At 58.6% G+C, this 19,892-nt stretch carries 17 protein-coding genes and 1 tRNA gene; 15 read left to right on the top strand and 3 right to left on the bottom strand.

The genetic code is table 11. The features are described from left to right. The first annotated feature begins 8 nt into the window (after positions 1 to 8). The 4 genes from fusA to ACOX7T_RS01590 all read left to right on the top strand — a co-directional run bounded on the left by fusA (position 9) and on the right by ACOX7T_RS01590 (position 5,192). Positions 9 to 2,117 (top strand): elongation factor G, encoded by a 2,109-nt coding sequence (gene fusA / locus ACOX7T_RS01605; protein ID WP_433439216.1) that lies wholly within the window; start codon positions 9 to 11, stop codon positions 2,115 to 2,117. A gap of 161 nt (positions 2,118 to 2,278) precedes the next feature. After that, positions 2,279 to 3,481 carry an elongation factor Tu gene (gene tuf / locus ACOX7T_RS01600; RefSeq protein ID WP_433439214.1) on the top strand — a complete coding sequence of 401 codons (1,203 nt, stop codon included), beginning with the start codon at positions 2,279 to 2,281 and terminating at the stop codon, positions 3,479 to 3,481. Positions 3,482 to 3,730: 249 nt separating this feature from the next. Beyond that, the gene (locus tag ACOX7T_RS01595; RefSeq protein ID WP_433439211.1) at positions 3,731 to 4,579 is read left to right on the top strand and encodes a mechanosensitive ion channel family protein; all 849 of its coding nucleotides are present in this window, start codon (positions 3,731 to 3,733) and stop codon (positions 4,577 to 4,579) included. Between the two features lie 22 nt (positions 4,580 to 4,601). Beyond that, entirely contained in the window at positions 4,602 to 5,192 is a 591-nt protein-coding gene (locus ACOX7T_RS01590) for a hypothetical protein (protein WP_433439209.1), read from the top strand. A 54-nt stretch (positions 5,193 to 5,246) separates the two neighbouring features. Here ACOX7T_RS01590 and ACOX7T_RS01585 read toward each other — a convergent pair whose 3' ends face one another. Beyond that, positions 5,247 to 5,726, bottom strand: a complete 480-nt coding sequence (locus ACOX7T_RS01585; protein WP_433439207.1) for a DUF4830 domain-containing protein — start codon at positions 5,724 to 5,726, stop codon at positions 5,247 to 5,249. 101 nt (positions 5,727 to 5,827) lie between these two features. Here ACOX7T_RS01585 and ACOX7T_RS01580 point away from each other — a divergent pair, with 101 nt between their 5' ends. From ACOX7T_RS01580 to ACOX7T_RS01555, 6 genes are all read left to right on the top strand, one after another. Further along, positions 5,828 to 6,577 (top strand): pseudouridine synthase, encoded by a 750-nt coding sequence (locus ACOX7T_RS01580; RefSeq protein WP_433439204.1) that lies wholly within the window; start codon positions 5,828 to 5,830, stop codon positions 6,575 to 6,577. Between the two features lie 189 nt (positions 6,578 to 6,766). Then, a complete protein-coding gene (locus ACOX7T_RS01575; RefSeq protein ID WP_433439201.1) occupies positions 6,767 to 7,858 on the top strand; it encodes a PucR family transcriptional regulator in 1,092 nt (363 codons plus the stop codon). Between the two features lie 153 nt (positions 7,859 to 8,011). Then, complete coding sequence (gene ftsE / locus ACOX7T_RS01570; protein ID WP_433439199.1) at positions 8,012 to 8,704, top strand: cell division ATP-binding protein FtsE; 693 nt, start codon at positions 8,012 to 8,014, stop codon at positions 8,702 to 8,704. After that, positions 8,688 to 9,587 (top strand): permease-like cell division protein FtsX, encoded by a 900-nt coding sequence (ftsX, locus tag ACOX7T_RS01565; RefSeq protein WP_433439196.1) that lies wholly within the window; start codon positions 8,688 to 8,690, stop codon positions 9,585 to 9,587. Before ftsE ends, ftsX begins: the two co-directional genes overlap by 17 nt. Positions 9,588 to 9,614: 27 nt before the next feature. Further along, entirely contained in the window at positions 9,615 to 10,895 is a 1,281-nt protein-coding gene (locus ACOX7T_RS01560; protein ID WP_433439193.1) for a murein hydrolase activator EnvC family protein, read from the top strand. Positions 10,896 to 11,004: 109 nt separating this feature from the next. Then, positions 11,005 to 12,177, top strand: a complete 1,173-nt coding sequence (locus ACOX7T_RS01555; RefSeq protein WP_433439191.1) for a S41 family peptidase — start codon at positions 11,005 to 11,007, stop codon at positions 12,175 to 12,177. A gap of 39 nt (positions 12,178 to 12,216) precedes the next feature. On the opposite strand, the gene ACOX7T_RS01550 is transcribed toward ACOX7T_RS01555, so the two are convergent. Both ACOX7T_RS01550 and ACOX7T_RS01545 read right to left on the bottom strand, forming a co-directional pair. Further along, entirely contained in the window at positions 12,217 to 13,386 is a 1,170-nt protein-coding gene (locus ACOX7T_RS01550; protein WP_433439189.1) for a YibE/F family protein, read from the bottom strand. A 91-nt stretch (positions 13,387 to 13,477) separates the two neighbouring features. Next, complete coding sequence (locus ACOX7T_RS01545; RefSeq protein WP_433439186.1) at positions 13,478 to 15,058, bottom strand: alkaline phosphatase; 1,581 nt, start codon at positions 15,056 to 15,058, stop codon at positions 13,478 to 13,480. A gap of 188 nt (positions 15,059 to 15,246) precedes the next feature. Between ACOX7T_RS01545 and ACOX7T_RS01540 the strand changes: the two genes are divergently transcribed. The 5 genes from ACOX7T_RS01540 to ACOX7T_RS01520 all read left to right on the top strand — a co-directional run bounded on the left by ACOX7T_RS01540 (position 15,247) and on the right by ACOX7T_RS01520 (position 19,891). Then, the gene (locus ACOX7T_RS01540) at positions 15,247 to 15,999 is read left to right on the top strand and encodes a hypothetical protein (RefSeq protein WP_433439184.1); all 753 of its coding nucleotides are present in this window, start codon (positions 15,247 to 15,249) and stop codon (positions 15,997 to 15,999) included. Positions 16,000 to 16,138: 139 nt separating this feature from the next. Then, positions 16,139 to 16,612, top strand: a complete 474-nt coding sequence (gene greA, locus ACOX7T_RS01535; protein ID WP_433439182.1) for a transcription elongation factor GreA — start codon at positions 16,139 to 16,141, stop codon at positions 16,610 to 16,612. 76 nt (positions 16,613 to 16,688) lie between these two features. Further along, positions 16,689 to 18,644, top strand: a complete 1,956-nt coding sequence (lysS, locus tag ACOX7T_RS01530; RefSeq protein WP_433439180.1) for a lysine--tRNA ligase — start codon at positions 16,689 to 16,691, stop codon at positions 18,642 to 18,644. 212 nt (positions 18,645 to 18,856) lie between these two features. Further along, positions 18,857 to 18,932: transfer RNA gene (locus ACOX7T_RS01525), tRNA-Ala, on the top strand. Positions 18,933 to 19,186: 254 nt separating this feature from the next. After that, a complete protein-coding gene (locus ACOX7T_RS01520; protein WP_433439178.1) occupies positions 19,187 to 19,891 on the top strand; it encodes a LytR/AlgR family response regulator transcription factor in 705 nt (234 codons plus the stop codon). The last annotated feature ends 1 nt before the right edge of the window (position 19,892 follow it).

The following is a 19,892-nucleotide window of genomic DNA, read 5'->3' as shown; positions in this document are numbered from 1 at the left end:
GTTAAAGTATGCCTAGAAAAGTTAGCCTGGAGAATACTCGTAACATTGGTATCATGGCCCACATCGACGCGGGCAAGACCACCACTACCGAGCGTATTCTCTACTATACCGGCGTCAACTACAAGATCGGCGAGACCCACGACGGTACCGCCACCATGGACTGGATGGCTCAGGAGCAGGAGCGTGGTATTACCATTACCTCCGCCGCTACCACCTGCTACTGGCAGGGAACCAAGAACCAGTTCCCCCAGACCCGTATCAACATCATCGACACTCCGGGCCACGTGGACTTCACCGTCGAGGTGGAGCGCTCCCTGCGCGTGCTGGACGGTTCCGTGACCGTCATGTGCGCCAAGGGCGGCGTTGAGCCCCAGTCCGAGACCGTTTGGCGTCAGGCCGACCACTACAAGGTCCCCCGCATGATCTACGTCAACAAGATGGACATCATGGGCGCTGACTTCTATCACGTTCTGGACATGATCCACGACCGTCTGAAGTGCAATGCCGTGCCCATCCAGCTCCCCATCGGCAGCGAGAGCACCTTCAAGGGCATCATTGACCTGGTGGAGATGGACGCCGACATCTACTACGACGAGATGGGCAAGGACATGCGTGTGGAGCCCATCCCCGAGGATATGATGGAGCTGGCCCAGGAGTACCGGACCAAGCTGATCGACGCCTGCGCCGATCTGAACGACGAGATCATGGAGCTGGCTCTGGAGGAGCAGCCCATTCCTCAGGATCTGATCCGGAAGGTTCTGCGTCAGGGCACCATCGACAACAAGATCGTGCCTGTCACCTGCGGTACTTCCTACCGCAACAAGGGCGTGCAGAAGCTGCTGGATGCCATCGTGGACTTCATGCCCTCTCCCGTGGACATTCCCGCCATCAAGGGCGTGAATCCCGACACTGAGGAAGAGGATGAGCGTCCCGCTTCCGATGAGGCTCCCTTCTCCGCCCTGGCCTTCAAGATTGCCACCGACCCCTTCGTCGGCCGGCTGTCCTTCATCCGCGTGTACTCCGGCGTGCTGAACACCGGCACTGCCGTCCTCAACTCCACCAAGAAGCAGAAGGAGCGCATCGGCCGTATTCTGCAGATGCACGCCAATCACCGTGAGGATATCGAGACCGTGTACTCCGGCGACATCGCCGCCGTTATCGGCCTGAAGAACTCCACCACCGGTGATACCCTCTGCGACGAGAAGCACCCCATCATCCTTGAGTCCATGGAGTTCCCCGAGCCCGTTATCCGCGTGGCTATCGAGCCCAAGACCAAGGCTGGTCAGGAGAAGATGGGTATCGCTCTGGCCAAGCTGGCCGAGGAGGACCCCACCTTCAAGACCTACACCGACGAGGAGACTGGTCAGACCATCATCGCCGGCATGGGCGAGCTTCACCTGGAGATCATCGTGGACCGTCTGCTCCGCGAGTACAAGGTGGAGGCCAACGTGGGCGCGCCTCAGGTCGCCTACAAGGAGACCATCAAGAAGACCGTCGAGCAGGATACCAAGTATGCCCGTCAGTCCGGCGGTAAGGGCCAGTACGGTCACGTCAAGATCGTGGTTGAGCCCAACGAGTCCGGCAAGGGCTACGAGTTCGTCAACGAGATCACCGGCGGCGTCATTCCCAAGGAGTATATCCCTGCGGTCGACGCCGGTATCCAGGGTGCCATGCAGGCTGGCGTGCTGGCCGGCTACCCTGTGGAGGACGTCAAGGTCCGCCTGATCTACGGTTCCTACCACGAGGTCGACTCCTCCGAGATGGCCTTTAAGATTGCCGGCTCCATGGCCTTCAAGGAGGCCTGCCGCAAGGCCAATCCCATCCTGCTGGAGCCCATGATGAAGGTCTCCGTTATTGTTCCTGACGAGTACCTGGGCAACGTCATCGGCGATCTGAACGGCCGCCGCGGCATGATCCAGGGTCAGGAGAGCCGTACCGGCGCTACTCAGGTTGATGCTCTGGTGCCTCTGGCCAACATGTTTGGCTACGCCACTGACCTGCGTTCCTCCACTCAGGGCCGCGGCCAGTACTCCATGGAGCCCCACAGCTACGTGGAGATTCCCAAGAGCATTGCTGAGAAGATCATCGCCGAGCGCGGCCGCAACAATGCTGACTAAGTAATTGCTCATACCATGGCCCCCCGAAGAGGGGGGCTGCGGGATGACTTTTGCGCGGATGCGGAATAGGGTATTGCAATTTTCCCGTCAATGCTATACAATGTTTACGCATTCTCTACAACATCAAACATGTTAACATGTAATTAAGGAGGATATCCAACATGGCTAAGGCAAAATTCGAGCGTAATAAGCCCCATGTCAACATCGGCACTATCGGCCACGTTGACCACGGCAAGACCACTCTGACCGCTGCCATCACCAAGTACCTGGCTCTGCAGGGCGGCGCCGAGTACACCGACTACAGCTCCATCGACAAGGCTCCCGAGGAGCGCGAGCGCGGCATCACCATCAACACCTCTCACGTTGAGTATCAGACCGCTGCCCGTCACTATGCCCACGTCGACTGCCCGGGCCACGCCGACTATATCAAGAACATGATCACCGGCGCTGCTCAGATGGACGGTGCCATCCTGGTCATCGCCGCCACCGACGGCCCCATGGCTCAGACCAAGGAGCACATCCTGCTGGCCCGTCAGGTCGGCGTGCCCGCTATCGTTGTCTTCCTGAACAAGTGCGATCAGGTCGATGACGAGGAGCTGCTGGAGCTGGTTGAGATGGAGGTCCGTGAGACCCTGTCCAACTACGAGTTCCCCGGCGACGACATTCCCATCATCAAGGGCTCCGCTCTGAACGCCCTGGTGTCCGAGTCCACCGATCCCAACGCTCCCGAGTATGCTTGCATCAAGGAGCTGATGGACGCTGTTGACTCCTATATCCCCACTCCCGACCGTAAGGCCGACCAGCCCTTCCTGATGCCCGTCGAGGACGTGTTCACCATCTCCGGCCGTGGTACCGTTGCTACCGGCCGTGTCGAGCGTGGCCAGCTGAAGGCCGGCGAGACCGTCGACATCGTGGGTCTGACCGAGGAGAAGAAGTCCACCGTCGTCACCTCCATGGAGATGTTCCGCAAGACTCTGGACTACGTCGAGGCCGGTGATAACGTCGGCTGCCTGCTGCGTGGTATCGCCAAGACCGACATCGAGCGCGGCCAGGTTCTCTGCAAGCCCGGCTCCATTCACCCCCACACCAAGTTCAAGGGCCAGGTTTACGTCCTGTCCAAGGACGAGGGCGGCCGTCACACCCCCTTCTTCAACAACTATCGTCCTCAGTTCTACTTCCGTACCACCGACGTGACCGGCATCATCACCCTGCCCGAGGGCACTGAGATGTGCATGCCCGGCGATAACGTCGACATGGACGTGGAGCTGATCACCCCCATCGCCATCGAGAAGGGCCTGCGTTTCGCTATCCGCGAGGGCGGCCGTACCGTCGGTTCCGGCGTTGTCATCGACATCAACGAGTAATTGAGGTCCTGACACACGACTGATGTGTGCTCTCAGAGAGGCTTTATCCGTAATGGATAAAGCCTCTCTTTTTTTGACCATACGCAAGGAAAATTTCGGATAACAGCAGACGATTCGTGGAAAATGCAGGATGTACTTCACATTAGAAGCCGAATGTTGTATAATAATGCCGTTATACGGGCGCTCTGATATGCAGAATGGCATGGCAGGGGGCTCTTGTTTAAAGTTTATGAAGGGAGTGGCCGGCTGATGGACAGCAGTACGAGTGCAGCTGTTGGCGCAGATTCGGAAGAGGTAGTAAACGCTTTTACGAAGTTTTTCCAGGCACCGAATCTCTGGCAGCGGGTGCTGTATGTGGTGCTTCTTCTGGCGGTATGCCTGATTGTCATGAAGCTGCTGATGTCAGTGCTGAATCGGGCGCTGGATCGGCTGAACATTGAAAAGGGACTCCATACATTCATCAAGTCCGTGGTCAAAATACTGCTCTGGTTTTTGACTATAACTATTATCCTGGGCTATATCGGGATAGAGGTCACGTCGCTCATTGCGCTGCTCTCTGTCATCGGCCTGGCGGTTTCCCTGGCCATTCAGGGGACACTCTCCAATCTGGCGGGTGGAATCCAGGTGCTGGTGTCCAAGCCCTTCAAGGCCGGGGACTATGTTGAGACGGAGAGCATCAGCGGAACAGTGAGTGAAATTGGGCTGGTATATACCAAAATCAAGACCTATGACAATAAGATCATTATGATTCCCAACGGTCAGGTCGCCTCTGCCAAGATTACCAACTACACTGCCGAGGAGCGGCGCCGGGTGGACCTGAAGTTCAATACCTCCTATGACGCGCCGATAGAACTGGTGAAGGAGACACTTCAGTCGGTGATCCACAGCCACCCCAAGGCCTTGAAGGAGCCTGCGCCCTTTGCCCGGGTTTCAGCTTACCAGGACAGCTCCATTGAGTATGCTGTGCGTGTGTGGTGCGCTACAGACGATTACTGGGACCTCTATTCTGATCTGCTGGAGCAGGTCAAGGCGGCCTTTGACAAGAATGGAATTGAGATGACCTACAACCATTTGAATGTGCATATGAAGCGGGAATAAGAGTACAGGGAGGCGGTTGCCTATGGTGAGGCAGTTTTCTGCGGTGGGACAGGGGTTGATGAAGGTATTCTTCGGTGCATGCCTGTCCGCAGCTTATGTGCTGCTGAATACCACTGGGCTGCTTCTGGGGCTTATGCCGCTGCGGATACTCTCGGCAGTTGTATGTCTGGCCGGTTTTTTTCTGGCATACGTGGGCCTGACAGCGGCTGCCGTAGCTGAGAGCGGGTACCGGCGGGCCATTTGGTGTGCGCGTCTGAGCGCTGTGGCGGGCCTGCTGGCAGCTCTGCTGATGGATAACCCGCTTTTGATTCTTGCCCTTGCACTCTTCCGGCAGTGCATGGATCTGATTGGCATTGTGGTTGTCTGCCGCGTCTCCGGTCAGCTGATGACAGAGCAGCACGGTGAGAGTTATGACGGCAGGGGAGCGCTCACATGGAAACTGAGCCTTCTGTGCGGGGTGGGAGCCGGCGTGTGCGGCTGCGTATCCGTTATCTTCCTGAATGAAAAACTGCTGTTGGCTGCTGTAACGTTTTATCTGATACTTCAGATATTGGAGCGGCTGGTATACATGATTTTTCTCTATCGGAGCCATAACGTGTTCCAGAGCCGGTAAAAAAGAAGTGCGCCGTGCTTAGAACAAGCGCGGCGCTGTGGCTGGAATGCCTTCTCAGGATTGGGGAAGTGCCAGACCGTGGATAAAGCCGTCCAGTTGGCTGGAGAGCACTTCTCCGCCGATGACAGTATTTTTGTAGACCAGAAGGCCGGCCTGAACACCTGTCTCACCGGTTGGGTAATTGGTGATGGTGTAGGCATAGCGCTTGACCCGCTTTCCACAGTATTTGGTCAGGTCAAAGCCCTGCCCGGACTGGAGTTCCAGATACTGTGTATAAGTCTCGTCAAAGGTCTCCGGAATGAGGAGCTCCTCCACTGCGACGGGTTCCGGCTCCACGGTCCAGCCATATTGCTCCAGATAGGCGACGCGGTCCTCATTGGTTTTGACGCCGCTGGGGTCCACCAGTGCGGAGACCGCCGTCCCCTGTCCGCCCAGGAGGACGAACACGGCCACCAGCGCGCCGCAGAGCGCCACCCCGGCCACAGCCGCGGCGGTGAGCTTTCTGCGGTTTACTTTGGCGGTAAAGATAAACACAGCGCAACGCTCCCTCCGTTTTATGTCGTGGTAATCCATATGTGGACGGAGGGCTGGTTATGCCAGAAAGCGGTGCGGACAGATAAACAGAGGGGGATGGCATGGAGCGGCTGGATAAAATTCTGGCCTCTACGGGACGGTGGTCCCGTCGGGAGGTCAAGGAGCTGGTGCGGACCGGACGGGTGACCGCCAACGGAGCGGTGGTACGCAGCCCGGAGGAGAAGTACCAGCGGCAGGGCTTGGTGCTGCTGGTGGATGGGCAGAGTGTGCTCTGTGACCGGTATACCTATTTGATGCTGCACAAGCCTGCGGGACTGGTTTCCGCCACAGAGGACCCCAGACAGCCCACCGTGTTGGAGCTGCTGCCGGAGCATCTGCGGAAAATCGGGCTTTTTCCGGCCGGACGCCTGGATCGGGACACCGAAGGGCTGCTGCTGCTGACCAATGACGGCGCTCTGGCCCATGCGCTCCTCTCACCCAGAAAGCATGTGGACAAGACCTATTTTGTCCGCGTGGAGGGGATATTGGACCGGACGGACGTGGAGGCCTTTCAGGGCGGCATGACCCTGGGGGATGGGCTAGTGTGCCTGCCTGCCGGGCTGGAATTGCTGGAGGCGCCGGATGAGGCCCTTGTGACCCTGCATGAGGGGAAATACCATCAGATCAAGCGGATGCTGGCGGCCCGGGGCAAGCCGGTCCGCTATCTCAAACGGCTTACCATGGGGCCCCTGGTGCTGGATGAGAGCCTGGCGAAAGGGAACTGGCGCCCGTTGACAGGGGAGGAACTGGAGCAGCTGCGGGCTGTTCCAGGAGCTGGAACGGAAAAATCCACAGAAAAACTTGCCGAATAAGTGACGAAAACAATGAAAAAGCGCTGATTTACCCCGATATTGTCGTAAAATGAGGAAGCGTTGAACGAACTTCGGCAATTTTCACAAAAAATTTTGCGTTTCCTATTGAAATGCACAAAAAAATCCGCTATACTGTAAAGGAAAATGTGCGTTCCCATGATACTTAGAGTTTGAGGGAGGCTGTCGCCTATGTCCAGCAGGATTTTTCAGAGCGTCGTATTACAGATGAAGGAGAGCTCAGACAGAGCAATTGGCGTCATCGATTCCGAGGGAACGGTGGTGGCTTGTAATGAGCTGACCAATATTGGAGAGCGTTGGCCCGGTGCGGTGGATGTCGTGAATGCCGCCGGAAATGAGATTGTCACCTTTGAGGGCAGGACCTTCAAGCCGCTGACCGGCTGGGGGGCCCAGTTTGACTATGCCGTCTTTGTCCGCGGTGAGGATGAGCAGGCCAGGCTTCTCTGCGCCATGGCCGCTGTGGCCCTCAACGGTGCCAAGACCTACTATGAGGAGAAGCATGACAAGGCCACCTTTGTCAAGAACATCATCTCCGACAATATCCTCCTGGGTGACATCTATGTCCGCGCCAAGGAGCTGCATTTTGTCTCCGAGGTGCCCCGTGCCGTGTTCCTGATCCGCCAGGTGGGTTCCACCGACGTGGGTGCCATCGACGTGGTCCAGTCCCTGTTCCCCGAGAAGCAGGTGGACTTTGTCCTCTCCATCAGCGAGACTGACGTGGCGCTCATCAAGCAGCTGTCCGACACCACCGAGAGCAAGGATCTCTACAAGGTGGCCAAGCAGATTGAGGATGCCCTGGCCGAGGAGCTCAACGTGAAGGCGGTCATCGGTATCGGCACCATCGTCAGCCACATTCGGGATCTGGCCCGTGCCTACAAGGAGGCCCAGGTGGCCATCGACGTGGGTAAGGTGTTCGATACCGAGAAGAGCATCATTAATTATGAGAACCTGGGTATCGGACGTCTGATCTACCAGCTGCCCACCACGCTGTGCGAGATGTTCCTCCAGGAGGTCTTCAAGAAGAACCCCATTGACGCGCTGGATCAGGAGACCCTGTTCACCATCAACAAGTTCTTTGAGAACAACCTGAACGTGTCCGAGACGGCCCGGAAGCTGTTCGTCCACCGCAACACCCTGGTGTACCGGCTGGAGAAGATCAAGAAGCTGACTGGCCTGGATCTGCGGGAGTTCGATGACGCCATCACCTTCAAGGTGGCCCTGATGGTCAAGAAGTATCTGATCTCCCGGGGCATTGATTCCTGAACATGACAACCGCATATAGGGGACGCCGATACCGGCGTCCCCTATATGCGGTTGAACGGATATGCGGCGCCTGGTTGGTTGTGCGCAGGGAAGAAGGCTAAGAATTTCAAGGCTCGGCAGACACTATGACAATATCAGGCAGACGAGGTAGCTATGATTCGACTTATCGATATCTATAAAACCTATGACAACGGCACCAAGGCCCTGAAGGGGATCAACCTGCGGATTGATGACGGGGAGTTTGCCTTCCTGGTGGGCTCCTCCGGATCCGGCAAATCCACCATCATCAAGCTGCTGACGGCCGAGATTGCGCCTACTGACGGGCGGCTGATGGTGAACGGCTACAATCTGAACACCATCCGTCCCCGGCAGGTGCCCTATCTGCGGCGGACTCTGGGGGTTATCTTCCAGGATTTCCGGCTGATTGAGAAAAAGACAGTGGCAGAGAACCTGACGTTTGCCATGCGGGTGGTGGGTGCCTCCTCCCGGGAGATCCGCAAGCGGATTCCCTATGTGCTGGATCTGGTGGGCCTGTCCAAGAAGAAAGATATGTGCCCCAACCAGCTTTCAGGCGGCGAGCAGCAGCGTGTGGCCATCGCCCGGGCGCTGGTGAACAACCCCAGCATGATCATCGCCGACGAGCCCACCGGCAATCTGGACCCTCAGCGCTCTCTGGAGATTATGATGCTTCTGGAGCGCATCAATGAGCTGGGCACTACCATGCTGGTGGTTACCCATGAGAAGGAACTGGTCAACCGCTTCTCCAAGCGTGTGGTGGCCATTGAAAGCGGCAGGATTATCAGCGACGAGACAGGCGGGTATTACAACAATGAGACATCGTTTTAATTTTACCTATTTTCTGTCAGAGGGCGTCCGCAGCATCTTTACCCACGGTCTCATGTCATTTGCCGCCGTGTGTATGATTGTGGCCTGCCTTCTGATCATGGGCTCCTTTTCCCTGGTGGCCGTGAATGTAGGCGAGATGCTGGGGGAGCTGGAGCGTGACAACGAGTTCCTGGCCTATGTGGATGAGAATCTGTCCACAGAAGAAGTAGCCGCTCTCCAGGGCACGCTTGAGGCGGTACCCAATGTAGCATCCGTGGAGTTCATCAGCAAGGAGACCGCCAAAGAGGACTATGTAGAGCAGTATGCCAGCGGTGAGGACGCGGAACTGTTCCTGGATCTGCCTGATGAGGTGTTCCGGGACCGGTACAGCATCAAGGTCACCGACATTGAGCAGTTCTCTGAAACCGTGTCGGCTGTGGAGGCGGTATCCGGGGTGGTGAATATCCAGGCCATCCCCGAGATCGCCCAGGGCTTTGTGGTTATCAGCAATGTGGCCAGCGGCGTGGCCCTTATCCTGGTGGTGATGCTGGTGGTCATGTCACTGTTCATCATCGCCAACACCATCAAGCTGGGCACCTTTACCCGGCGGGATGAGATCGCCATCATGAAGATGTGCGGTGCCACCAACAGCTTTGTACGCTGGCCCTTCGTGTTTGAGGGTATGATTCTGGGCCTTGCGGGCGCCGTGGTAGCCTTCCTGCTCCAGTGGGGTGTGTACAGCCTTATCGGACAGGCGATTGAGACGTCCGACACCATTCAGCTCATCACCATCATCCCCTTTGATGCCATGGCCCTGAAAGTATTCGGCATTTTCTGCGGTACCGGCCTGGTGGTAGGTGTGGGCGGCAGTATGGTGGCTATCGGCAAATTCCTGCAGGTATAAGGGGAACCGTATAAAAAGGAGATACTCATGGCACAGAAACAGCACAACGGAAAGATGGGGAAGAAGAGAAACTGGGATACCAGAAGAACCCTGATGGCGGTACTTGCCGGCCTGATGGTGCTGCTCCTGCTCCTGCCCATCCTCACCATGGCTATGCCGGCGGCACAGGCCGTGACAGAGGACGAGCTCCGGCAGCAGATTGAGGACCTGAAGGGGAACGCCTCCGACGTAGAGAGTAAGAAGGAGGAGCTTCAGAGCCAGCTGGAACAGATCGAGGGCCAGAAGGATAAGGCCATGCAGGAGAAGCAGCTCCGTGACCAGGAGCTGGCCTACATTGACCAGCAGATTGCCAACACGGAGAGCATGATCGCCCATTATGACCAGCTCATTGAGCAGGAGACCGCTAATCTGGAGGAAGCGGAGGCCAAGGAGGCCGCCCAGTATGAGCTCTTCTGCCAGCGTGTGCGGGCCATGGAGGAGGGCGGCACTGTCTCCTACTGGGCCATTCTCTTCAACGCCAGCAGCTTTTCCGATATGCTGGATAAGCTGGTTTTTGTCCAGGATGTGATGGACTACGACAATGCAGTGATTGAGCAGCTCAAGGCGGACCGCCAGGCGGTGGCCGACGCGCTTGCCGCGCTGGAGAGCTCCCGGACCGAGCAGGCCAATCAGAAAACCCTGTTGGACCAGCAGCGGGCGGACCAGGCCGTCAAGGTGGAGGAGGCCGCCCAGGTGCTGAAGAACCTGGAGGACGATGTGGCCGAGTATGAGCGCCTGCTGGAGCAGCAGGCCGCTGAGGAGGCCCGGGTTAACGACGAGATTGCCCAGCGGGAGGCGGAGCTGGAGGAACTGATCCGGCAGAACCAGATTCAGTTTACTGTCAGCAACGGCTGGCTCTACCCGTTGCCCACCAGCTGCATGACCCTGACCTCTGCCTTTGGTTACCGGATTCACCCCATCACCGGCCGGCCCCACAGCCATACCGGTACGGATATCGCCGCGCCCTACGGCACGCCCATCAAGGCGGTCAAGAGCGGCGTGGTCACCATCTCGGAGTACGGCAGTTCCTATGGCAACTACGTTGTCATCAGCCACGGCGACGGCACCGCCAGCCTCTATGCCCATATGAGCAGCCGTGCGGTGAGCGTGGGCGACGTGGTCAGCCAGGGCGATGTTATCGGCTATGTGGGCTCCACCGGCAACTCCACCGGCAACCATCTGCACCTGGAGATCCGGGTCAACGGCACCCGAGTGGACCCGGAGCAGTACTGGCCTGATCTGCCTTTCTATCGCCAGTACAACACCTGATAACGGGAGAATATGCTTAAGACGGGAGCGGGCGGGGGAGACAATCCCCACCCGCTCCCTATTTTTATAACGTATCCGTACAATCTCCACCCTGAAAGGAAGCATCTCAATGACAAAGAAACGTTTTTCCCCGCTGACCCTGATTCTGGCCGTGGTGATTACTCTGGTGGTGACCCTTGGCGGTGTGGCGCTGGCCGCCTGGGCGTTCATCGGTCCCCAGGGGCTCACCCTGCTGGAGGGTCTGGCCCTGATCAACACCCGTTTCGTGGGCGAGTACGAGGAGAGCGAGGTGGTGGACGCGGCCATGAACGGCATGGTGTCCGGTCTGAATGACCGCTGGTCCTACTACCTGGACCCGGAGAGCTACGCATCCACCCAGGAGCGCCGCCAGAATGTATATACCGGTATCGGCGTGACCGTCAACTATACCAGTGAGGAGGGCCTTACGGTCATCGGCATCACTGAGGACGGGCCTGCCGACCAGGCCGGACTTCAGGTGGGAGATATCATCATCGCCGTGGACGGCACTTCCCTGGCTGGGGATGCCCGCTATGACGGCGCCAATCTGATTCAGGGCGAGATGGGCACCAGTGTGGAGCTGGAGGTCAAGGGCGCTGACGGCAGTGTCCGGACAGTAACCGCCACCCGCGCCCAGCTGGAGACTGACCCGGTGGATTATGAGCTGCTGGAGAGCGGCGTGGGCTATATTCAGGTGAAGAACTTCTACCGCCGCAGCGCCGACGGCGTGAAGGAGGCGGTGGACAACCTGGTGGCCCAGGGGGCCACGGCGCTGGTGTTCGATATGCGCAACAACGGCGGCGGCTATCTGGATGAGCTCACCGAGATGCTGGACTACCTGCTGCCCGAGGGCCCTATCTTCCGCCAGCAGGACCGGGACGGCAACGAGCGGGTGACCAACTCGGACGCCCACTGCATCGACCTGCCCATGGCCACACTGGTCAACGCTGACACCTACTCTGCTGCCGAGTTCTTCGGCGCCGAGCTTCAGGAGCAGGGGGTGGGGGTCATCGTAGGCGAGCCTACCTCCGGCAAGGGTTACTCCCAGCAGACCTTCCCGTTGCCCGGCGGCGGTGGCCTGGGCATCTCCACGGAGAAGTATTTTACCGGAAACGGCGTCTCCCTCATCGGTACCGGTGTCACGCTGGACCGGGAGGTGTATCTCTCCGAGGAGGAGAGCCAGCTGCTGCTGGCAGGACAGCTGCCCCATGACCAGGACGGCCAGCTTCAGGCCGCGCTGGAACTGTTGGGCGTAAGCGAATAAAAGAAAGCGGCCGTCTCGTCTGAGACGGCCGCTTTGCTGTTACTGTTCGGTGGATACGGCAGGAAGAACGTGGGCTCCCTTTCTGGTCAGAAGCCAGCCGCTGGTGAGGGCGGTAAAGGGCGCCACGGTGACCAGGCCGAAGGAGCCCACTACCGTATGGATGATCTCAGCAGCCACGTATTTGTAATTGATGATGTGCTGTACCGGCGTACCCTGGGCCATAAAGACCATGAGAAGGGCTACATAGCCGCCGGAGTAGGCCAGCAGCAGGGTGGTGGTCATGGTGCCCATGGCGGCCCGGCCCACATTCATACCGGACTTGACGGCCTCCTTCCAGCTAATATCGGGCCGCTTCTCCACCACCTCGTTGACGGCGGAGGTGATGTCCACGGACAGGTCCATCACCGCGCCGGAGGCGCCGATAAAGATGGAGGCCATGAAAATCCGGGTCAGGTTTAGGTCCTGGTACCCGGCGTAGAGCAGGCTCTCGGAGCTCTGCATGACGGCGCCGTGGATTTTGAACAGGTCGGTGAAGAGGGCGCCCAGCAGACAGGTCACCAGAATGCCCAGGGAGGCGCCGGACACGGCGGACAGGGAGCGGCGGTCAAATCCGTAGACCAGAGAGATGATCAGGATGGTCAAACCCAGAGTGATGGCCAGGCCGATGAGGATGGGGTTCCAGCCCTTGAGATAGAGGGGGACCAGAACCTTCCACAGCATCAGGATGGTGAGGACGAAGGAGAGGATGGCCCGGATGCCGGTGCGTCCGGCAAAGAGGATGAGCAGCGCGGCAAATAGCAGGGCGAGCAGAGCCTCAGCGCCCATGCGGTCATGGTCGATCATGGTCACGTTGGTGATGCCGTCCTCCGAGAAGCTTACCACCACCAGGGCCTTGTCTCCGGGGGAGAAGAGCTTGTCCTGCTCCACCGACCCGTTGAGCATGTTGACGCCCACGGTGGTCTGGCCCTTGAAGCGGCCGCCCAGCAGCTCCAGGGTACAGCGCTGCTCGCCGGAGCGGACCAGTCCGGTGTCGATAATGGTGGAGTTGTCCACGCTCACCACCAGAGCGGAGCAGCGATCCGCCTCCTGATACTGCACGGCGTCCTCATACCCGGTGGGCAGGAGCATCAGGACCACAATGAGCAGCAGGCACAGGGCCACAGGGGCGTAGTAGCGGCGTTTGGCCGGGTCTCGGAGAAGGGAATTCATATTGACGAGGACATCCTTTCTGTATCAGCAGACGGATGCGGCAGTATCTGCCGCATCCGTCTGCTTTTTTATGGGGAGAGGAAGGGAGTAATCAGGCAACGCCCAGCATGTCTGCCAGCTTGTTGTAAATCTCGGTGTTGTCGTAGTAGCCGTTGAACACCTCGGCGTTGACGCCGTGGGCCAGCACGGCCACGGGCAGACCGGTGTGGCTGTAAGAGGTGAAGGAAATACCGGCCTTGTTGTTGATGATGTGGGTGATGGTGACGCTCAGGGGCTCGTAGGTACCGTAGAGCACATACTCCTCCTGCTCATACTGGCTGGCGGCGGTGCCGTTGATGCTCTTCTCGTAGGCAGCGCGCAGCTGCTCCTGCTCATAGGCGGTGAGCACCAGCTTGTCGCCCTCCTCGCCCTGGGTCTTCAGCCCGAAGAGCGCCTCGATGTCCTTGAGCACGTCCTCGAAGGAGGTCTTGTTCTCCTTGTAGGCGGCCACGTAGTCGCTGTCAAACTTGGCGTAGGAGATCTTCTGGTTCTCCAGCAGGTCCAGATAGGTGTCGTAGTCGGTGCCGGCGAAGCCGATGGTCATACCGCCGGTCTCGTGGTCGCCGGTGACCAGGATAAGGGTCTCCTCGGGGTGCTCTTCGGCGAAGTCCACGGCCACCTGGACAGCGTCAGCCAGGGCCTGGGTGTCGTGGATGGCGGAGGCGGCGTCGTTGGCGTGGCAGGCCCAGTCGATCTTGCCGCCCTCGCACATCATGAAGAAGCCGTTGTCGTTGTCCAGAACCTCAATGCCCTTTTCCACGTAGTCGGCCAGGGACCACATGTCGTCGGTGCGGTCCACCTCGTAGGCCATGGCGTCGCCGTCGGCCAGGTGCTCGTCGATAAGGATGACCTTGCCGTCCTCGGCGGAGACAGCCTCAGCCTCGGCCTGGGTCTTGACCACCTTGTAGCCGGCCTCAGTGGCCAGGTCGTACAGGTCGGCCTGGTCGCCCTCGGAGCCGGTGGGCTTGAGCAGGCCGCCGCCGGCGAAGTAATCGAAGCCGGAGTCAATCAGCTCCAGGCCGATCTCGTAGTAGCTGCTGCGGCTGGCCTGGTGGGCGTAGAAGGCGGCGGGAGTGGCGTGGTTCAGGTTGACGGAGCTGATGACGCCGATCTTGTAGTCCTTCTGGGCCTTCAGCTGCTCGGCGATGGTCTCATAGGCCACGGTGCCGGTCTCGTCCACGTTGATGGAGCCGGAGTAGGTCTTGTGACCGGTGGAGATAGAGGTGGCAGTAGAGGCGGAGTCGGGGGCGAAGGAGTTGGAGTCAAAGGTGACGGCGGAACCGGCAGCCTCGAAGTTCATGAAGTTGAGATACTCGGGGCCGTCCAGAATAGCGCCCTGGTTATCGTCCAGGCTGGGAGCGGCCTGCCAGTAGTCCTCGTCATTCAGCGCGCCCAGGAAATCGGAGGTGGACTGAATCTGAGGATAGCTCATGCCGTCGCCGATGAAGAGGAAGACATACTTGGGAGTCTTGACGGTCTGCTCGGTCTCGGCGGAGAGCTGCTGAACTGTGGGCTGAGAGGGGGTGGACGCGGGGGGAGTCTCCTGACCGGTGGTGGTGCTGCCGCAGCCGGCCAGCATGCCGGAGAGTGTGGCGGCGGCCAGAGTGAGGGTCAGGGAACGTTTGAGCTTCATTTCGAATTTCCTCCATTCGGTGTCTTGTAGATGAACTTGGAACCGGACCTAATCATAGCTATTTCAGAAGGGACCTGCTATCTGAAAAAGGTAAACAAGGGAAAAGAGACGGTAAAGAATTGTAAGGAGCATTTAAAGGCAGGGCGGGGAATATACTCTCGGTGACATGGGCTGTTGGAGGAATTGGGATGTTGGGGCATGTGGTGCTGACCGGAGAAAAGGGCTGGAAAACGGTTGTGGACAGGTATGAGGTGCTGGGGCTGTCCCTGCTCCGGGTGTCGATTCCGGGGCAGTCCGGGCGGCATGAGAAGCGGCTGGAGCGCCGGATTGACCGCGCAGCCCGCCGCCTGAGGGAGGCGGGAGTCCGCCGGGTACTGACAGCCTCCGACTTTTCCTGCTGGGAGCGGCTGGAGGCCCAAGGGCTGAAGGGTGTAGATCCGGGCCCCATGTGTCAGACTATGGCGGCGGAGCTGGCGCTGGCGGCGCTGGAAGGCGGGCTCTGTCCGCCTGAGCGGGCGGTGGTGGCGCTGCGTGGCGGACGGGTGTCCAGACCATTTTTCCAGGCTGCGGTGGCGCTGTGCGCCCGTGTACGGGGCGTTGCGGTATGCGCGCCGTCCGGAGGCGGGGAACTGGCGGATTATCTGCGCCGTGAGTTCGGGCTCCCGGTATTGGAGCGGGAACAGCCTGCCCTGACGCTGGAATTTTCTCCTGTGTCCGGCGAAAACCACGGGGAACCGGTTATGGTGCTCCACGGACCTTCTCTTTCGCTTCTGGGGCTCTCGCTGGGGCCTGAACAGCCTGTCCCCGAAGGGCTGGCTTCACTGCCCCTGACGGCTGCCCTTTGGGAGGAGGGATACCTGACAAAACCGCATGTGATTATGGCTGGAAATTTCGCGAAACAGAGGGACGAGAAGGGAAAAGCCCTTGACAGAACCTTGTAAAATACCTATAATACGTAACGTCACTATTGCGAGATAGTGTATTTTTCTTATACGCAAAAATAGGGACCGACCCCGGCAGCGCCGCCCGGTCTCATTCACAGTTGAAATCTTCTGAAAACGGAAAGGTGTGCGCAGCAGCATGGCGAAAGAATTTAAGCTCAGCCCTGAGCGCTTCAAGGAACTGAAAGACGAGCTGGTCTATCTAAAGACTGTTCGTGAGAAAGAGGTAGCCGAGCAGATTAAGGAGGCCCGTTCCTTCGGCGACCTGAGCGAGAACAGCGAGTACGACGAGGCCAAGAACGAGCAGGGCAAGCTCTACTCCCGGATTGCCGAGGTGGAGAACATCCTGGAGAACTGTGTGGTCATCGAGGAAGAGGTTCACGACGGCAAGACTGTCCGCCTGGGCAGCAAGCTGAAGGTGCTGGACGTGGAGTTTGACGAAGAGCTGGACTACGAGGTGGTGGGCTCTCAGGAGGCCGACCCCATGAACGGCCGCATCTCCGAGGACTCTCCCTTCGGCCGGGCTCTGCTGGGCAAGTGCGTGGGCGAGGACGTGGTGGTAGAGGCCCCCGCCGGCGCTCTGCATTATAGGGTGCTGTCCATCAGCAAGTAAGCCGGGGCCCACAGCCCCAGCGGAAAAACATAAGAGAGGCCGGGAGGAACCGGCCATAAGATAAGGAGCAAGGAGTATGACAGAGAATACCAACGCCCCCGTTCAGGAGGAGCAGTCCCTTTCGGAGCTTCTCCAGATTCGCCGGGACAAGCTGAAGGAGCTGCAGGACGCGGGGATGGACCCCTTCCAGCAGACTAAGTACAGCGTGACCGCCCACTCCCAGGAGATCAAGGATAACTTTGAGACCATGGAAGGTCAGACGGTCTCCGTGGCCGGGCGGCTCATGTCCAAACGCGGCATGGGTAAAGCCATGTTCTGCGACCTGCAGGACGTCCAGGGCCGCATCCAGCTGTACGTCCGTATTGATGAGCTGGGGGAGGAGCCCTTCGCCCGGTTCAAAAAGGTGGACATCGGCGATATCGTCGGCGTGGAGGGCGAGGCCTTCCGTACCAAGCGGGGCGAGATCTCTGTTAAGGCGACGAAGGTTACACTCCTTTCCAAGTCCCTCCGGCCTCTGCCTGAGAAGTTCCACGGCCTGACCGACAAGGAGACCCGCTACCGCCAGCGGTATGTGGACCTGATTGTCAACCCCGAGGTGCGCCAGGCCTTTGTGGTGCGCTCCCGGTTTATCAAGCACGTCCGGGACTTCCTGGACAACCGGGGCTATATGGAGGTTGAGACCCCTGTGCTCAACACCATCTCCGGCGGCGCCACCGCCCGGCCCTTCATCACCCATCACAACACCCTGGACATCGACATGTACATGCGTATCGCCACTGAGCTGCCCCTGAAGCGGCTGATTGTGGGCGGCATGGACCGGGTGTATGAGATTGGCCGTATCTTCCGCAACGAGGGCATGGACCCCAAGCACAACCCTGAGTTCACCTCCGTGGAGCTCTACCAGGCCTTTGCGGACTTCAACGACATGATGGACCTGTTTGAGGAGCTGCTGTCCTCTGCTGCACAGAAGATTCTGGGCACCTATGAGCTGGACTGGCAGGGGGAGCATATCGACCTGACACCCGGCTGGCCCCGTCTGCCTATGCACGAGGCGGTGAAGCAGTACTGCGGCATCGACTTTATGGCCATCACCTCTGACGAGGAGGCCGTGGCTGCTGCCAAGGCCATCGGTGTGGAGCTGCCCGAGAGCAAGGAACCCACCTGGGGTAATGCCCTGTACGAGTGCTTTGACCAGAAGGTGGAGGAGAAGCTGATTCAGCCCACCTTCATTACGATGCATCCTGTGGACGTGTCCCCCCTGGCCAAGCGGTCTCCCAAGGACCCCCGTCTTACCGAGCGGTTTGAGCTGTTTATCTGCCACAGTGAGATGGGCAACGCTTTTTCTGAGCTCAACGACCCCATCGACCAGCGCGGCCGTTTCCAGAAGGAAGTGGAGGCTCGCGCCAAGGGCGACGACGAGGCCGGCATGATGGATGAGGACTTCCTCACCGCCCTGGAGTATGGTCTGCCCCCCACGGGCGGCCTGGGCATCGGCATTGACCGCTGCGTGATGATGCTCACCAACTCCGACACCATCCGGGACGTGATTCTGTTCCCCACAATGAAGCCTCTGGCCTCCGATAACGTTGCCAAGGCGGAAAAGGCCGGGCAGGCTGCTGCCAAGGCTGAGCCTGCTGCCGCTTCCGCAGAGAAGATTGATTTCTCCAACGTGAAGATCGAGCCTCTGTTTGAGGAGATGGTGGACTTTGAGACCTTCTCCAAGTCCGACTTCCGGGCTGTGAAGATCAAGGAGTGCTCTGCGGTGCCCAAGAGCAAGAAGCTGCTGAAGTTCGTGCTGGACGACGGCACCGGTACCGACCGCGTGATTCTCAGCGGCATTCACGAGTACTATGAGCCTGAGCAGCTGGTGGGCAAGACCGCCATTGCCATCGTCAATCTGCCTCCCCGCAAGATGATGGGAATTGACTCCTGCGGCATGCTGATTTCCGCTGTGCACGAAGAGGATGGCCACGAGGGCCTGAACCTGCTGATGGTGGATGACCGTATTCCTGCGGGTGCAAAGCTGTATTAAGCGGCAGCATTTTGGAAGAATAGAGTCGCCAGACGAATAATCCGATATGTAGAGCGGACTGTACCGGCATATGACGGTGCAGTCCGCTTTTCTTTGGGTCAGATAGCATGAGGAATCAAAGAAAAATTGCGATAAAAAATTTTGGATTTATAGTTGACATAGGACGAACAGGGTGCTATACTATACAAGCCGTCGTGAGACGGATATCATTTGGGGGTATAGCTCAGCTGGGAGAGCGCTTGAATGGCATTCAAGAGGTCAGCGGTTCGATCCCGCTTATCTCCACCAAAAAAGGCCTGAAATCTTATGATTTCAGGCCTTTTTGTATTTCTATCTGACAGTAAAATTCGCGCCCTGACAGCAGGCAGACGCATGAGGAAGAGGGAACGGTTACGGAGGAACACCTTTCCAATTGTGGACAGACATGTTATAATAATTTACCTTAGATGTAAGCGAACACCGTTTAAAATCCAACGGAACAGAAGGCAGATGGTATGACTGGGAAAGTATTTCAGCTCTAGATCCGTGAAAGGAGAGGGAAGATGGTACGCATAGCGGTTGCGGAGGACGATGCGGCGTGGGCCGGGCAGTTGCGGCAGTATGTGGATCAATATGCCGCCCAGACCGGCCGGAGTCTTGACCTGACGGTTTATAGCGACGGGGAGAGCCTTGTGGACGAGTACCACGGCCAATTTGACGTGATTCTTCTGGATGTGGAGATGCGCTTCCTGGACGGTATGGCCACAGCGGAGCTGATCCGGCGCACGGACCCTGCGGTGGTCATCATCTTTATCACCAACATGGCCCAGTACGCCATCCGGGGCTATGAGGTAAACGCCCTGGACTATATGCTCAAGCCGGTCAGTTACGATACGTTTGCCCAGCGGCTGGGCCGGGCGCTGAGCCGGATACACCGCCGGGAGAAGCGCTTTATCGCCCTGACCGTGCGGGGCGGAGTCATGAAGCTGGCCACGGAGGACATCACCTTTGTGGAGAGCCAGGGCCACCGGCTGATTTACCACACCACCACCGGGGAATTTACCAGCTCCGGCACCATCAAGGAGGCCGAGGAGATGCTGAGCGGGGCTTCGTTCTTCCGCAGCAACAAGGGTTATCTGCTGAATCTGGAGCACGTGGAGGGTGTGCAGGACGGCTGTGCCCTGGTGGCAGGGCAGAAACTCCTCATCAGCCGGGCATGGAAGGCACCTTTTCTGGAAGCGCTGGCAGCCTATCTGGGGGGGAGATGAG

This window comes from Pseudoflavonifractor sp. (assembly GCF_050943825.1).
Classification (GTDB): Bacteria; Bacillota; Clostridia; order Oscillospirales; family Oscillospiraceae; genus Pseudoflavonifractor.
Note: the sequence above shows the minus strand (reverse complement) of the source record. Positions and strands in the feature narration are given on the sequence as shown.